Source organism: Streptomyces gilvus (genome assembly GCF_022513565.1).
Lineage (GTDB): Bacteria > Actinomycetota > Actinomycetes > Streptomycetales > Streptomycetaceae > Streptomyces > Streptomyces gilvus.
The window spans coordinates 197,890-212,720 of record NZ_JAKWBE010000007.1 but is presented as its reverse complement, the minus strand read 5'-3'; the positions used below and the strand labels follow the sequence as shown (position 1 = coordinate 212,720).

Annotated in this window: 12 protein-coding genes; 6 read left to right on the top strand and 6 right to left on the bottom strand. The window is 71.5% G+C overall.

The window, feature by feature from the left end; translation table 11 throughout:
• The first annotated feature begins 315 nt into the window (after nt 1-315).
• From MKW14_RS13930 to MKW14_RS13910, 5 genes are all read left to right on the top strand, one after another.
• The gene (locus tag MKW14_RS13930) at nt 316-999 is read left to right on the top strand and encodes an aggregation-promoting factor C-terminal-like domain-containing protein (protein ID WP_240862684.1); all 684 of its coding nucleotides are present in this window, start codon (nt 316-318) and stop codon (nt 997-999) included.
• A 148-nt stretch (nt 1,000-1,147) separates the two neighbouring features.
• Complete coding sequence (locus MKW14_RS13925) at nt 1,148-2,611, top strand: AI-2E family transporter (RefSeq protein WP_240862682.1); 1,464 nt, start codon at nt 1,148-1,150, stop codon at nt 2,609-2,611.
• A gap of 853 nt (nt 2,612-3,464) precedes the next feature.
• Entirely contained in the window at nt 3,465-4,289 is an 825-nt protein-coding gene (locus MKW14_RS13920) for a MarR family transcriptional regulator (protein ID WP_240862680.1), read from the top strand.
• 33 nt (nt 4,290-4,322) lie between these two features.
• Complete coding sequence (locus MKW14_RS13915; RefSeq protein WP_207929805.1) at nt 4,323-4,709, top strand: roadblock/LC7 domain-containing protein; 387 nt, start codon at nt 4,323-4,325, stop codon at nt 4,707-4,709.
• A 4-nt stretch (nt 4,710-4,713) separates the two neighbouring features.
• Nucleotides 4,714-5,142, top strand: coding sequence for a hypothetical protein (locus tag MKW14_RS13910; protein ID WP_240862678.1), 429 nt, complete (start codon nt 4,714-4,716; stop codon nt 5,140-5,142).
• A 56-nt stretch (nt 5,143-5,198) separates the two neighbouring features.
• Here MKW14_RS13910 and MKW14_RS13905 read toward each other — a convergent pair whose 3' ends face one another.
• The 5 genes from MKW14_RS13905 to MKW14_RS13885 all read right to left on the bottom strand — a co-directional run bounded on the left by MKW14_RS13905 (nt 5,199) and on the right by MKW14_RS13885 (nt 9,995).
• Entirely contained in the window at nt 5,199-7,532 is a 2,334-nt protein-coding gene (locus MKW14_RS13905) for an FtsX-like permease family protein (protein WP_240862676.1), read from the bottom strand.
• The gene (locus tag MKW14_RS13900; protein ID WP_240862674.1) at nt 7,529-8,215 is read right to left on the bottom strand and encodes an ABC transporter ATP-binding protein; all 687 of its coding nucleotides are present in this window, start codon (nt 8,213-8,215) and stop codon (nt 7,529-7,531) included. Before MKW14_RS13900 ends, MKW14_RS13905 begins: the two co-directional genes overlap by 4 nt.
• Nucleotides 8,212-8,736, bottom strand: a complete 525-nt coding sequence (locus MKW14_RS13895; protein ID WP_240862672.1) for a PadR family transcriptional regulator — start codon at nt 8,734-8,736, stop codon at nt 8,212-8,214. Before MKW14_RS13895 ends, MKW14_RS13900 begins: the two co-directional genes overlap by 4 nt.
• Nucleotides 8,737-8,841: 105 nt before the next feature.
• A complete protein-coding gene (locus MKW14_RS13890) occupies nt 8,842-9,081 on the bottom strand; it encodes a type II toxin-antitoxin system antitoxin (RefSeq protein WP_240862669.1) in 240 nt (79 codons plus the stop codon).
• On the bottom strand, nt 9,078-9,995 hold the full coding sequence (locus MKW14_RS13885) for an SPFH domain-containing protein (protein WP_240862668.1): 918 nt from the start codon (nt 9,993-9,995) through the stop codon (nt 9,078-9,080). Before MKW14_RS13885 ends, MKW14_RS13890 begins: the two co-directional genes overlap by 4 nt.
• A 278-nt stretch (nt 9,996-10,273) precedes the next feature.
• On the opposite strand from MKW14_RS13885, the gene MKW14_RS13880 reads away from it, so the two are divergent.
• Nucleotides 10,274-12,673 carry a transglycosylase domain-containing protein gene (locus tag MKW14_RS13880; protein WP_240862864.1) on the top strand — a complete coding sequence of 800 codons (2,400 nt, stop codon included), beginning with the start codon at nt 10,274-10,276 and terminating at the stop codon, nt 12,671-12,673.
• A 55-nt stretch (nt 12,674-12,728) separates the two neighbouring features.
• On the opposite strand, the gene MKW14_RS13875 is transcribed toward MKW14_RS13880, so the two are convergent.
• Nucleotides 12,729-14,825 carry a SpoIIE family protein phosphatase gene (locus MKW14_RS13875; RefSeq protein WP_240862665.1) on the bottom strand — a complete coding sequence of 699 codons (2,097 nt, stop codon included), beginning with the start codon at nt 14,823-14,825 and terminating at the stop codon, nt 12,729-12,731.
• Nucleotides 14,826-14,831 lie beyond the last annotated feature (6 nt).

Sequence of the window (14,831 nt, the reverse complement as noted above, 5' to 3'; positions counted from 1 at the left end):
CAGGGCCAAACAGGATGTGAGCTTTCACACGCAACTCGGAATTGCCACCCGGCGTCCGCGTACGGCAGAGTCTCACTCCTGTCAGGCCCCGCATACGACACAGCTGTACCCCCAGCGGTATCGCGCCACAGAAGCACCACCAGTCAACTCCATACCGGTCGTCGTATGCCGCCCGAGCACCACGCGGCGCTCCCCGCACGGGAGTTGCCCACCGGGCCCGTGCCTCCCGTGACCCCGCAGTTGGGAGGCCAGCGTCTAGGGGCACGATTGCGTCCGCCAGGGTCACCGAAGCGGGCGATGCTGGAAGGAAACCGTGTGAGCCGGATTTCGGTCCGGGGATTCGCAGTGGCCTCGGCCACCGCGGTCACCGCCGTCGGAAGTGTCGTGGGTGTTGCCTCGGGCAGCGTCGCGCAGAACAACGACGCCGAGGCGACGGCAGCCGACACCACGCTGCTCGCGGACATACCCGCGGGTCAGCAGGCCCAGGTGCAGACCGCGTCCCTGACGCAGCAGGCCGACGCCCAGGCCATCCAGGCGGACGCGAGCGCCAAGAAGGACGCCGAGGAGGCCGCCCGCAAGGCCGCCGCCGACACCGCCGTGGCCAAGAAGGCCGCCGCCGAGAAGGCGGCGAAGGAGGCCAAGGAGCGCGCCGAGGCCAAGTCCGCCGCGAGCCGCAGCAGCGCCGACTTCCCGATCCAGAGCTCGTACAGCATCGCCGAGATCCAGTCGATGGCCCGGCAGATGGTGCCGTCCGGCCAGTTCCAGTGCTTCAGCTACATCGTGGACCACGAGTCCAGCTGGAACTACCACGCGGTCAACGCCTCCTCCGGGGCCTACGGTCTCTTCCAGGCCCTGCCCGCCTCGAAGTACTCCTCCGCGGGCTCCGACTGGCAGACCAACCCGGCCACGCAGATAAAGTGGGGCCTGAACTACATGAACAGCCGGTACGGCAGCCCGTGCGAGGCGCAGGCCTTCTGGGCCGCCAACCACTGGTACTGAGCCGTCGGGGTCCCGCACCCCGCTCTCAACCTTCGACAGCCCCTCCCCGTCCTAGGGGGAGGGGCTGTCGCCCTGTACGGTCGGACGCGAACGACTCCAGGGGGGAGTGGTGGCCGGCACCCGGGTAGGCGGGGGAAGAGGACGGATCATGTCGCGAGTGCCAGGGTGGCTCGGCCGGCTCGGCGCCGGTCTCACCGAGGTGAGCGAGCGGCTGGACGAGCGCCGCGCCGAGGTGGAGCGGGAGGAGGCCGAGGTCGGCCCCCCGCCCCGTAAGGCCGCCCGGGCCGCCCGCCCCGAGAAGCAGGCCGCGCGGTCCGGCGACCGGGCCGAGCAGGTCGAGCACATGGACCACGTGGACCACGTCGACCACGTCATCGAGGTCCACCCCGCCCCCGCCCGTCCCGACCCCGCCCAGGCCGTGCCCTGGGGAGTACGGGTGGCCGCCGAGGCCGGCTGGCGGCTGCTGGTGCTCGCGGGCACCGTCTGGGTGCTGATGCGGGTCATCAGCGCGGTACAGCTCGTCGTCTTCGCCTTCGTCATCGCGCTGCTCATCACGGCGCTGCTGCAGCCGACGGTGGCCCGCCTGAAGCGGCACGGCGTGCCGCGCGGGCCCGCCACCGCGCTCACCGCGATCTTCGGCTTCGTCATCCTGGGGCTGCTGGGCTGGTTCGTGACCTGGCAGGTCATGGAGAACATCGACAACCTCTCCGACCAGATCCAGAACGGCATCGACGATCTGCGCAACTGGCTGCTGAAGAGCCCCTTCCACGTCACCGACAAGCAGATCAACCAGATCGCCAAGAACCTGCGGGAGGCGGTCGGCGCCAACACCGACCAGATCACCTCCTTCGGCCTTGAGGGCGTGCAGGTCGTCGTGGAGGCGCTGACGGGCATCCTGCTGACGTTCTTCTCCACCCTCTTCCTGCTCTACGACGGCCGGCGCATCTGGGAGTGGTCCCTGAAACTGGTGCCCGCGGCGGCCCGGCCCGCCGTCGCCGGCGCCGGCCCGCGCGCCTGGCGGACGCTGACCGCCTACGTCCGCGGCACGGTCCTGGTGGCCCTCATCGACGCCATCTTCATCGGCATCGGCATCTACTTCCTCGACGTCCCCATGGCCGTGCCGCTGGCCGTGTTCATCTTCCTGTTCTCCTTCATCCCGCTCGTCGGCGCGGTGGCCTCCGGCGCGCTCGCGGTGGTCGTCGCGCTGGTCACGCAGGGCGTGTTCACCGCGGTGATGACGCTGGTCGTGGTCCTCGCGGTCCAGCAGATCGAGGGCCACATCCTGCAGCCCTTCATCCTCGGCCGCGCGGTCCGCGTCCACCCCCTCGCGGTGGTCCTCACGGTCGCCGCGGGCGGCATGGTGGCGGGCATCGGCGGCGCGGTGGTGGCGGTGCCGCTGGTGGCGGTGACGAACACGGTGGTGGGCTATCTACGGGCGTACGACGCCGAGCGTCACGCCGCAGCAGACGCCGACACCGACGCCGGCGCCGGTGAACCCGCCGATGCCGGGCCGGCGATCGAGGATGCGGCGGTTCGGACCGAGAGGCAGTCCGTGGGGGCGACCCCGGCCGCGGCCGAGGACGACCCGTCGGAGCCCGCCCGCGAGGAGTGAACGGGCCCGCGCCCGGGGTGCCGTGACCTCGCGGCCTCGCCGTCCCGCGGCCTCGTGGCCTTCCGGTCCCGCCGTGCCGCTGCCTCGCCGTCCTGCGCGGAAAACCCCTGTGCGCCGCTGTTCCGTGGGCCCCGCCCGAGTGCCGACGGACCTGCATGCCGGCACCGGAGAGGTCGCTCGGCCCGCGCCCGGGGTGCCGGGACCTCGCGGCCTCCCGGTTCCGTGCCCTCCCGGTCCCGCATCGCCGTCCCGCACGGAGAACCCCCCGTGCGCCGCCGTTCCGTCACGCCTCGTTCGGGTGTCGGTGACCCTGTCCGCTGACGCCGGTGAGGTCGCTCGGCCCGCGCCCGGGGTGCCCCGAGCTCGCGGCTTCCCGGTCTCGCCGCCCCGGACGGAAAGCCCCGTGCGCCGCCGTTCTGTCATGTCTCGCCCGGGTGTCGGTGACTCTGTCCGCTGGCACCGGTGAGGTCGCTCGGCCCGCGCCCGGGGTGCCGGGACCTCGCGGCCTCCCGGTTCCGTGCCCTCCCGGTCCCGCATCGCCGTCCCGCACGGAGAACCCCCGTGCGCCCGCCGCTCGTCACGTCTCGTCCGGGTGTCGGTGACCCTGTCCGCCGACGTCGGAGAGGTCGCTCGGGGCACCTCCGGAGGGGCGGGACCGGCGTTCGGAACGCCCCCGGTGTTCGATCAAATGCGCGCCGAACAAAGCTATTTGTGCGGGCCCCCGGCTCAACTTCCGCCATCCGGGGACAGGTCGGAAATCTGCGGCCGGAATATGCGCGCGGGCTGATACACATTCCCCCCTCAGCGCTACGCGTCAGGCGTATGTGCGACCAGTGGCAGGGCGAGGGGCGTGATGTCGGGCTACGAGCTGCTGGCGCGGTCCCTGGCCGCATGCGGGCGGGAGGGGCTCACGGGGGAGCTGCGGGTGGCCGGGACACCGGGCGGGGTGTTCCATCTGCGCGGCGGTCTCGTCGTCTCCGTCGAGTCGCCGGGGGCGCCCGGCGCCGAGGCGCTGCTGCTGCGCTCGGGACGGGTGAGCGGGGAGCAGTGGGCCGCTCTGGTGCGGGAGGCCGGGGGAGCGCGCTGGCCGGGCACGGGGCTGATCGCGCACGGGTTCGCCGGGGCCGCCCAGCTCAGGGTGGTGTGCACGATGGCCCTGCGGGACGCCGTGTTCGCGATCGTCGCGGGCCGGGTGGAGGAGTGCGAGCACGCCGAGCCCGGCCTCGAACCGCCCGCCCCGGTCGCCGTCGGCGAGCCCCCCTCCCGGCTGCTGCAGGACGCCTCCCGCAAGCTGGCGGCCCTCGCCGCGATGCCCCGCCCCGTCCACCCGGACCGTGAACGGCCCCGGCCCGTCGGGGAGTTGGACGGCCCGTTCAGTGAGCTGCGGTGGGATCTGCTCACCCATGCAGACGGCCGCCGTACCTCCCGCGACCTAGCCTTCCGCACCGGGCGCGGGGTCTACACCGTCACCGTCGAGGTGGCCCGCATGCTCGCCGAGGGGCTGCTGGAGTGCGCGCCGGCGCCCACCCCGATCCCGGTCCGCACACCCCCCGAGGGCCTGCGGCACCGCACACCGCCGCCGCCGAGCCCGCCCCCGCCCGAGCAGACCTCGCCCGTCGACCTGCCCCGCCGCCGCCCGGGCGGCTTCTTCCGCCTCAGGAACGGAAGCCCCGGATGAACGAACGCCCAGCTGTGAAAGGGAGTTGATTACATGGATCACGAAGCCCTGGCGCACGAGATGCGCGGCCTGCGGGAGCAGGTGACCGGCATCACCGATACCGCGGTCGCGGCGTCCGACGGGCTGCTCATCGCCGCCGACACCGCCGACTCGATCGACCCGGAGGGACTCGCCGCGCTCGCCGCGGCCGGCCTCGGCCTCGCCCGGCGCACCGCCCAGGCGACCGCCAGGGGCACCCTGCGCCGGACCGTGACCTACGGCAGCCACGGCTGTGCCGCCTTCTACGCCGTCGGCGACACGGCCCTGATGGTCGTCCTCGGTGACGAGGGCCTGGACGTCGACAGGCTGCACCGGGCGACCCAGCCGGCGCTCGACCGGATCGGTTCGATCCTGATGAACAAGACGGCTGAAGGAGTCTGAAGGGATGGCGACGAAGCGTATGACCCCCGGTTTCTCCGACCAGGTGATGGGCCTGGTCAAATCTCTCCGTACGGACGCGCCCGACTGTGTGGCCTCGGGCGTCGTCGACATGTCGACCGGCATGCTGCTGTCGTACGAGACGGTCGACAACCACCCGCCGGAGGTCCTGGACCTGCTCGCGGGAGCCACCCTCGACCTCTTCCAGGGGCGCACCGTCGTGATGATCGAGGACGTCTTCAAGGAACGGCGCGGGACGCCGAGCGAGAACCACTTCTTCCAGGAGATCCTCGTCAACAGCGAGAACCTGACCCACCTGTTCGTGCGGATGAATGAGCAGCAGGACGTCGTCGCGGTCGTCGTCTGCCGGAAGTCCGTCAACGTGGGGATGCTGTTCGCGCAGGTACGACGGGTGGTGCAGAGCTACAGCCTGTGAACGGGCCGGGCCCCTCCCCGTCGCAGGGGGAGGGGCCCGGCACGGTCGGCAGGCGCCTACTCGGTGCGCAGGCCCTCCGGCCGCATCAGCCGCAGCAGCGGCGGCAGACTGAGCACGGTCACCGCGAGCACGACCCCCGCGCCGATCGCCGTCATCGACAGCACGCTCGTCCAGTCCACGGTCACCGTCTCGCCGGTCATCCGCAGCAGCACCGCGCCCAGGGTCAGCCCGACCACCGAGGCCAGCGCCAGCCCCAGCCCGATCGGGACCGCCGTCTGCCACAGCACCGACAGGCTCAGCGTGCGGCGCCGGGTGCCGAAGGCGACCAGCGACGACAGCAGCTTCTTGCGCTCCCGCAACTGCTCCAGCTGGGAGACCAGCAGACTCGCGCCGATCAGCATCAGGACACAGGTCGCCCCGACGAACAGGCCGGTGCGGATGGAACGGAACTGCAGCGACGTCCTGCTGGCCGCCATGGTGTTCACGTCCGCCAGCGGGTCCAGCCGCGCGGCGGTGTTGCGTACGTGGTCGTCGGCGTCCGGCACCGACGGCTTCAGCGAGACGTACACCTGCTGGACCAGGCCGGCCATCGCCCCCGCGGGCAGCGCGGCCGGGGTGAACAGCAGGCCGCCGCGCGCGTACCCGGTCGGATCCTCGCGCTCGGCCGCCGCCTTGATGCCGGGGGACACCTTCCAGGCCACCGTGTGGTGCGTCGAGCCGGTGTAGGCCGGGTCGAAGTACAGGGTGCGGCCCGCGGTGGTGAGCTCCCTGGCCTTGGCGTCGTAGTTGCTGCCCTTGACCACGAAGACGTCACCGTCGCGGCAGGACGACAGCCGGGCCACCTCCCGAAGCTCCGCGCAGGTGCCCGCGGCCACCTCCATCGAGGTGTCGGCCTCCTTGGCCCGGTCGCCGAGCGAGCCCTGCGAGATGGCCGAGGCGCGCTGGACTCCCTTGGTCGCCGCGAATTGCCGGGCGGCTTCGTCCAGCGGGACGTCGCCGCGTACGTAGACCTGCATCTGGGCCCGGCTGAGGTCGTTGGTGGTGTCCTTGGTGTAGTCGTGCTCGACGCCGGCGAACAGCATCTGCAGCGCGATCGCCCCGGCCACCGCGACCGCGATGCCGTTGACCATGCGGGCGGCCGAGCCGCTGCTCAACTGCAGTCTGCGGATGGCCAGTTGCCAGGACACGGAACCCGCGTCCAGCCGGCTCACCACGGCCTCCACGACCCAGGGGAGCAGCGCGGTGACGCCGACCAGCAGCAGCACGGTGCCGCCGATCACCATCCACTCGTTGAAGTTCCCGTTGCGGTCGCCCTGCCCGATCATCGGGTACAGCAGCGCGAGACCGGCCAGCGGCAGCAACAGCCGCCACCACAGCCTGCGGCGCGGCGGCCTCGCCGTACGGACCACGCCGAGCGGTTCGATGACGACCCCGCGCAGCGCGAACAGCGTGACCAGGACCGCCGCGGCCGGTACGGCGACGACGACGAGCGCGACCAGCGCGGGCGAGGGGTTGAGATCGCTCGGGAACACACTGATGTCCCGCACCACCAGCACCGCCGCCAACTGCCGCCCGGCCAGGAAGAAGACGGTGCCCAGCACGAGGCCGAGCAGCGCCCCCGCGAGCGCCTCGCCCCCCGCGATCCGGCGTGCCATCCGCCCGTCCGCCCCGACCAGCCTGAGGGCCGCGAGCCGGCGGTCCCGCCGCTCACCGCCGAAGCGCACGGCGGCCGCGATGAAGACACCGACGGGCAGCAGCAGCACCACGAAGATGATCATGACGAGGAGCAGCAGGATCGGGTCCAGCTTGTCGGGCGTGTGCTGCTTGGAGGGCCCGAAGTAGTCGATCCGCTCGACCGAGCCGCTCGCCAGATGGTTCTCCAGCCCCGTCGCCCCCGCGTAGTAGGCGAGTTCGGCGGGCCCGATCAGTCCGGCCTGCCCGATGGTGCCGACCACCCGGTACGGAATACGGTCCCGCAGCATCCGGCCGGAGCCGGAGTCCAGCAGCTTCCTCAGCGCGGGCGAGACGACCATCTCGCCCTTGCCCGGGAACGTCCCGACGCCGGGCGGCAGCGGCGCCTTCGTCCCCTCGGGCTCCACCAGCCGCCCCCGCACGTCCGTGCCGCGGAAGGTGGTGTCCGTGCCGGCGATGACGAGCGTGTCGTCCGCCTTCGGCATCGCCTTCGTGCTGTACGTGAAGTCGTCCCGGTCGGTGCCGCGTTGGTTCCGTGCGGACAGCGCGCTCGGTATCGCCGTGGTCAGCAGCAGCAACGCCACGCCGAGGCCGACGCCGACGGCCGTCAGCACGGCCCGCGTCCACCCCTCACGGCCGCCCGCGAAGGCGAACCGCACCCCCATGGCCAGATCCCCGGCCCACCCCCGCAGTGTCATACGACCCGCTCCATGTCCCGGGACTTGCCGTCCCGTACGACGATCTCGCGGTCCGAGTAGGCGGCCACCCGCGCCTCGTGCGTGACGAGGACGACGGCCGCGTTGGTGGACCGGGCGGCATCCGTCAGCAGGTCCATCACGCGCTCGCCGTTGAGCGAGTCGAGCGCGCCGGTCGGCTCGTCGGCGAACAGCACGCGCGGGCTCGTGACGAGCGCCCTGGCGACGGCGACCCGCTGCCCCTGACCGCCGGAGACCTCGCCGGGCCGCTTCCCGCGCAGGTCGTCGACCTCGAGGCGCTCCATCCAGGTCAGCGCGGTCCGCTCGGCCTCCTTGCGGGAGGTGCCGTTCAGCCGGAGGGGCAGGGCGACGTTCTCGACGCAGGTCAGCTCCGGCACCAACTGCCCGAACTGGAAGACGAACCCGAACTCCGAGCGCCGCAGCGCGCTGCGCTCGGCGTCGCTCATGGTCGCCATCTCGCGCCCGTTGTAGACGATCGAGCCCGAGTCGGGCGGCACGATCCCGGCGAGGCAGTGCAGCAGCGTCGACTTGCCGGACCCGGAGGGGCCCATCACGGCGACGACCTCGCCCGGGTGGATGGAGAACTCGGCGCCGTCGAGGGCGACCGTCGGACCGTACGCCTTGTGCAGGTCGTCGGCGATCAGCAGGGAACCGGCGGGAGTCACCTGGCCACCACCTCGGCGAGCCGGTCGAGACGCGCCGCGGTGAGCTCCAGCCACCGCAGGTCGGCCTCGAGATGGAAGAGGGCGTGGTCGCAGATGAGCTGGTCGGCGAGGTCGCCCCGCCTCTTGCGGTCCGTCAGGATGCGCATCATCCGCAGGTGCTCGGCACGCTGGGTGTCGAGGATGTCGGCCGCGTTGCGGTGCGTCAGCAGCGCGAGGACGACCTTGGTGTAGAGCGTCGACTGGAGGTACGGCTCGGGGGCCTCCGGCGTCGCGAGCCACCGCTCGACGTCGGTGACCCCGGCGTCGGTGATGGCGTACCGCTTGCGCTCGGGCCCGCCGCCCGCCTCGATACCGTCGACCTCGACGAGGCCGTTCTTCAGCAGCCGGGACATCGTCGAGTAGACCTGGCCGTAGTGCAGCGGCCGGTCGTGACCGAACTTCTCGTCGAAGGTCCGCTTCAGGTCGTAACCGTGACGCGGCCCGGACTCAAGGAGCCCCAGAAGGGTGTGACCGATGGACATGCCAAGGACTGTACACGGCGTGTATACGCATCATGTATACGCGCTGTGTGTAGATCATGGCGGGGTGTGCGGCGACGCAGGTGAGGGCCGATTGTCACAAGTCCGTCACTGGGGCGGGGCGGGCGGCCGGCCCCTTCTGGGGATGGGCCCCGCTTCCCCGGGCAGCCGGCCCGCCTCCTTCAGCGCCCTGCGCAGCAGGAACTCGATCTGGGCGTTGGCGGAGCGCAGCTCGTCGCCGGCCCAGCGGGCGAGCGCCTCGTAGACGGCCGGGTCCAGCCGCAGCAGCACCTGCTTGCGCTGCTGCGGCCGGCGCCCGGGTGTGGCGCTCTCGGAGGGTTCCGTCACTGGTAGAGGGTCCCGGCGTTGAGGACGGGCTGCGGCGCGCGGTCCCCGCACAGCACCACCATCAGGTTGGACACCATCGCCGCCCTGCGCTCCTCGTCCAGTTCCACGATGTCGCGCTCGGAGATCCGGGCGAGCGCCGCCTCGACCATCCCGACCGCCCCGTCCACGATCTGCCGCCGGGCCGCCACGACGGCTCCCGCCTGCTGGCGCTGGAGCATCGCCGAGGCGATCTCGGGGGCGTACGCGAGATGGGTGAACCGGGACTCGATGATCTGCACACCGGCCGCCTCCACGCGCGCGTGGAGTTCGAGGGCGAGCTTCTCGGTGATCTCCTCGGCGTTGCCGCGCAGCGACAGCCCGCCCTCGTCGTGCGCGTCATAGGGGTACTCGATGGCGATGTGCCGTACCGCCGCCTCGGTCTGGGTGGCGACGAACTCCAGGTAGTTGTCGACCTCGAACGTCGCCTGCGCGGTGTCGCGCACCTTCCAGACCACCACGGCCGCCAGTTCGATCGGATTGCCGTAGGCGTCGTTCACCTTCAGCACGGCGGTCTCGTGGTTGCGTACGCGGGTGGAAATCTTCGTGCGGGAGGTGAACGGGTTCACCCAGCGCAGGCCGTCCTGCCGGATCGTCCCCCGGTAGCGCCCGAAGAGCTGCACCACCCGGGCCTCGCCCGGTGCCACCGTGTTCAGGCCACGCAGGGAGATGAGCGCGGCGATGAGGACGAGGACGCCGCCGACGGCGAAGCCGGGGTTGGCGGAGGCGGCCACGAACAGTCCGGCGGCGATCAGCAGCCCGACCAGCCCGAGCAGCAGCGCGAGCGCCCCGCCGATGCTGTGCGCGGTGACCTCCCGGACCCGCGGCGCGGGCATCTCCGGTATGTCGGCGGTGGGTGTGGAGTCCTGTGCGGACATGGGTGGTCCCCCGTTCTCGTACGTCTCTCAGGGTCTGTTTGGCCAAATTCTTACCTAGCTCGGTTCTAGCTAAGTGATATCACTTTACCCTCTCCGGGCAACCCTGAACCGCCCTGGGCCGTCGGTTCCTTTGGAGCGGGTGCTGATTGTCACGCCCGCAAAAGGCCGGATCGACGGACCTTTGCCGCATCTCCTGGTGTTAGCTTTCTGAGCTGACCTGAGCGGCGAACCTGTGTGACTCGTGAGCACACATGAACGAAGCGGAGCGGATCGGACTCATGGGACGGGCGGAAGAGAGACGAGCGCGACAGCGCGGCGGCCGCCGCGCGGCGCCCCCTACGCGCTCGTCCGCACCGGCGGCGCCGGCGGGCGGCACGGACACGGTGGAGCCCACCGTCATCGGCGGCCGCGCGGCGGCCCGCAAGGCGGCCAAGGGCCGGAGCAGGCCCAAGGGCAACGGGACGGGCAAGGACGGCCGGAGCTTCATACGCCGGCTCTTCACCTGGAAGAAGATCGTCGGCACGATCTTCGCCCTGTGCCTGCTCGGCATGGGCGCCTTCGTCGCGCTGTACGTCATGACCCCCATACCGGCCGCGAACGCCGACGCCACGCTGCAGAGCAACGTGTACAAGTACAGCGACGGCTCGATCCTCACCCGCAGCGGCAAGCTCAACCGGGAGACCGTCGACCTCGCCCAGGTCCCCAAGGACGTCCAGCACACCTTCGTCGCCGCCGAGAACAAGACCTTCTACAAGGACTCCGGCGTCGACCTGAGGGGCACGGCCCGAGGCCTGCTCAACACGCTCTCCGGCAAGGGCGCGCAGGGCGGTTCGACCATCACCCAGCAGTACGTCAAGAACTACTACCTCACCCAGAACCAGACCGTCACGCGCAAGCTGAAGGAACTGGTCATCTCGCTGAAGCTGGACCGCCAGAAGACCAAGGACTACATCCTCGCCGGCTACATCAACACCAGCTACTACGGCCGGGGCGCCTACGGCATCCAGGCCGCGGCGCAGGCGTACTACCACAAGGACGCCCAGAAACTGACGGTCCAGGAGGGCGCGTACCTCGCGGCCCTGCTGCAGGCGCCGAACCAGTACGACTGGGCGATCGCCACCGACACGGGCAAGAAGCTCGTGCAGGCGCGCTGGAACTACGTCCTGAACAACATGGTCGAGATGCACTGGCTGGATGCGAGCAAGCGCCAGGCGCTGAAGTTCCCGGTGCCGAAGGCGCCCAAGGCGGCCCCCGGCATGGAAGGCCAGACCGGCTACCTGGTGGACGCGGCCAACGCGGCGCTGGAGCGGCAGCTCGTGGCCAACGGCACTGCCTCCAACCTCAGTGACGCCGAGGCGCTGGTCACCCAGGGCGGCTGGACCGTCACCCTGAACATCGACAAGAAGAAGCAGAAGGCGCTGGAGGGGTCGGTCAAGCAGCAGCTGACCAGCAAGCTCGACGCGAAGAAGCGGAAGGTCGACGGCGTCGTCCAGGCCGGTGCCGTCTCGGTCGACCCGAAGACGGGCAAGGTCGTCGCCCTGTACGGCGGTGTCGACTACTTCAAGCACTACACGAACAACGCGACGCGCAAGGACTACCAGCCCGCCTCCACCTTCAAGCCCGTCATCCTGGCCGCCGCCCTCAACGAGGGCGCGAAGACCCAGGACGGCCGGGCCATCGACGCCAACACGATCTACGACGGCACGAGCGGCCGCCAGGTGGTCGACAACGGCACCAAGGTCGGCTTCGCCCCGCCGAACGAGGACGACGCGAACTACGGCAAGATCACCGTCCAGAAGGCCATGAACGACTCCGTCAACTCGGTCTTCGCGCAGATGGGCGTCGACGTGGGCATGCAAGAGGTGATGTCGGTCGCCGGCAAGCTCGGCATGGACACCAAGGGCATGCAGGCGGTCCCCGCGCAGACGCTGGGCTCCATGGGCGCCAGCCCGATGGAGATGGCCGGCATCTACGCCACCCTCGACAACCACGGCAAGAAGGTCACCCCGACGATCATCAAGTCTGCCGAGCGCAAGAACCAGGAGATCAGCCTCCCGAACCCGATCGGCGCCCAGGTGATCAGCCCCGAGGCCGCCGACACGGTGACCTCGGTGCTCACGGGCGTGGTCGACGACGGTACGGCCAAGACGTCGGTGGCGAGCAACCAGCAGCGCGACGGCCAGCAGGTCGCCGGCAAGACGGGTACCTCCGACAACAACAAGTCGGCCTGGTTCACCGGCTTCACGCCGAACCTGGTGACCTCCGTCGGCCTGTTCGGCGAGGACCCCAAGTCGCACGCCCAGGTCCCGATGACGGGCGCCACGGGCAATGTCCCCGGAAGCCCGAGCGGCCGTATCAACGGTGGCAGCTACCCGGCCCGGATCTGGGCCGCCTACACCTTCGGGGTGATGGGCAGCGTCACCAAGTTCGAACTGGACACCACTCAGGGCGCGGCGGTCCAGCCTTCGGACACGCCGTCGAGCACGCCCAGCAACACCCCGTCGAGCACGCCCAGCAGCACGCCGTCGAGCACGCCGAGCAGCACGCCGTCGAGTACGCCGAGCAACAAGCCGTCGAACTCTCCCAGCAACAGCCCGTCGAACTCCCCCAGCAACAGCCCGTCCAACTCCCCGTCGTCCCCGCTGGACAACCCGCTCAATCCGAACAGCGACCAGTAGACGGCGACAAGAAGGGGCGCCCGGTGATCACACCGGGCGCCCCTTCTCCGTTCGGTCAGTTCGGTACGGCCGTCCTGCTCAGCTCGAACCAGACGACCTTCCCCGTGCTCAGCCGCGTGGCCCCCCACCGCCGTGCCAGCCGGTTGACGAGGTACAGGCCGCGGCCGCCCTCGTCGGTGGCGCGGGCCTGGCGCAGGCGCGGCAGCTGGGGCACGTCGTCGCCCACTTCGCAGCGCAGCACGTCGGTCCGCAGCAGCCGCAGGGTGACCGGACGCGACGCGTACCGCACCGCGTTCGTGACGACCTCGCTCACCAGCAGCTCGACCGAGTCGCTCAGGTCCTCCATGTCCCAGCGAGCCAGCGCGCGCCGGGCGAGTCGACGGGCACGGCCGGGGGCCGCGTCCTCCGGTTCCAGGAACCAGTACGCCACGTCACTCGGCGCGATCCCGTCGAAGCGGGCCGCGAGCAGCGCGATGTCGTCGTCCCGGTCGCCCGGGCCGAGCATGTCCAGCACCTCGTCGCACAGCGCCTCCAGCGGCGGCGGATGGTCCGGCCCCGTCAGCGCCGCGGTCGCGGCGAGCTTCTCGCGCAGCTGCTCTATGCCGGTCCACACGTCCCGCAGCCGGGACTCCACCAGCCCGTCGGTGTACAGCAGCAGGGTCGCCCCGGCCGGCGCGTCCAGCTCCACGGCCTCGAAGTCGACGCCGCCGACGCCGATCGGCGCGCCCGGCGGCACCCGCAGCACCTCGGCCCGCCCGCCCAGATGCAGCAGCACCGGCGGCGGATGGCCCGCGTTGGCGATGGTGATGCGATGCGAGACGGGGTCGTAGACCGCGTACAGGCAGGTCGCCATGCGGTCCGTGCCCAGGCGCTGGGCCTGCTCGTCGAGGTGGTGCAGGACCTCCTGCGGGGGCAGGTCCAGGCCCGCGAGGGTCTGGGCCGTCGTCCGCAGCTGGCCCATGATCGCCGCCGACGTCATGGAGTGGCCCATCACGTCACCGACGACGAGCGCGACCCGGCTGCCCGGCAGGGGGATCGCGTCGTACCAGTCGCCGCCCACCCGTGCCGTCTCCGCGGCCGGCAGATAGCGCGACGCCAGCCGGACGCCCGTCGGGCGCGGGAGGGTCTCCGGGAGCATCGTGCGCTGCAGCTCGTCGGCGATGTACGCCTCACGGCCGTACAGCACCGCCTTGTCGATGCCCAGCGCGCTGTGCGTGGCCAGCTGGGCGGCGACCAGGAGGTCGTCCGGCTCGAAGGGGATGCGCTCCGGGCGGCGCAGGAACAGCGCGGCGCCGATCACCCGGCGCCGGCCTCGCAGCGGGGCGAGGATCGAGCGCTGACCGCCGGGCACGGCCTGTTCGCCGCCGTCGCCGAGCAGTTCGGGCAGCGCGGCATGGGCCCCGGGCGCGTCCGTGAAGACCGGCCGCACCCCGCGCAGCACCTCCGCGAGCGCGCTGCCGGGCCGCACCTCGCACAGCTCGGCGCCCAGCGTGTCCAGCTCCGACAGCTCGGCCGGCTCCGGCTGGAGCGCCGGCGAGAAGCCCTCGGTGTCCCGCTCGGTCGGGATGCGGTCGGTGCGCCGCAGCCGCAGCACCAGCGGGCCCGTGGGGCGCTCGTCGCCGACCGGCAGCGGATCGCGCAGATAGACCAGGATCGCGTCGGAGAACGTCGGCACGGTCGCCCGGCACAGACCCATGACGATCTCGTCCAGGTCGATGCCCCGGGCGATCCGCCGGGTCGCCGCGCCCACGAACCTGAGCCGGTCCCCGTCCCGCCGCATCGGCGTGGGCCGCCCGGGCGGCAGCCCCTGTCCGGTACGGCGCTCGGGGCCGTCCTGCGGCCGGTCCGGCTCGGTGCCCGGCTGGGCCGGGATCGACTCCGGCACGGGCCGCGGGCGATGGGTGTCGGGTTCCACGGCCGCGGGCTGGGAGTGCTCGGGGCCGCTGATGTCGGAGGGCGAGGCCGGATCCTTTCCCTTGCCGCACGGCGTGGCCGTACCCGGCGTCGACGGTGTCTCCCCGGTGCGTGCCTGTGCGGGTAAGGCGGCCGAGGGCGCGGCCACCGGTGCCTGGGTGTGCAGGAGCGCCCCGCGGGCGTCCGCGGGGTCGGCGCCCGGCTGCGGGCGCTCGAAGGAGATCGGATGCTCCGTCACGCGTGT